Below are 755 nucleotides of genomic sequence, written 5' to 3'. Positions count from 1 at the left end.
CAAGGGCGGTGAAATCGAGATGGACGGGCACCGGATCGCGGTCCCGGTCTCGACCGACCAGATGAAGACGGTCGCCAAGCTGTCCGGCGGGCAGTCCTACACCGCCACCAACCTCGGCGAGCTGGAGAAGAGCTACAACGCCATCGAGAACGAGATCGGCTACCGCACGGTGCCCGGACCGGGCAGCTCCGGCTGGCTGCGCCTGGGCGTCCTGACCGCACTGATCGCGACGGCGCTGGCCCTGCTGATCAACCGGCGGCTGCCCAGCTGACGACTCAGGCGGGCAGCCTGCGGTTGAGCAGCAGGCCGGCCAAGATGGCGCCGGCCATGACGAAGGCGCCGAGCAACATCCAGGCCATGCTCGCGTCGCCCTTGACGGTCTCGTAGCCGATCTGGCGCTGCAGCGTCGAGTACACGTTCTTCAGCGAGTCCAGGCTGTCGGCGTGAAACGACTGGCCCTCGGTGATCTCGCAGATCTTCTGCAGGGTCTGGTCATCCACCGGAACGGGGATGGTGGCGCCCTCGTAGTCGACGGTGCCGTACGGGGTGCCGAACGAGATCGTCGAGATCTGCACGCCCTCGGCTTTGGCGGCCCGGGCCGCGGTGTAGACGCCATCATGCGGATCGCCGGGATTGGAGGGCTTGTTCTCGCCGCCGTCGGAGAGCAGCACGATGCGGGCCGGCGGCGGATTGTCGCCCCCGGCGACCGCGGTGGCACTGATCGCGTGCAGAGCGGTGAAGATGGCTTCGCCGGT

The 755-nt window shown here is 67.9% G+C and carries 2 pseudogenes; one reads left to right on the top strand and one right to left on the bottom strand.

The features are described 5' to 3' along the window. Window positions 1-271: pseudogene (locus tag A5625_RS01090) on the top strand (hypothetical protein); the annotation flags it as partial. A 4-nt stretch (window positions 272-275) separates the two neighbouring features. Here the strand turns inward: A5625_RS01090 and A5625_RS01085 are convergent. Then, window positions 276-755: pseudogene (locus A5625_RS01085) on the bottom strand (VWA domain-containing protein); the annotation flags it as partial.

This window comes from Mycobacterium sp. 1465703.0 (genome assembly GCF_001672975.1).
Lineage (GTDB): Bacteria > Actinomycetota > Actinomycetes > Mycobacteriales > Mycobacteriaceae > Mycobacterium.
Note: the sequence above shows the minus strand (reverse complement) of the source record. Positions and strands in the feature narration are given on the sequence as shown.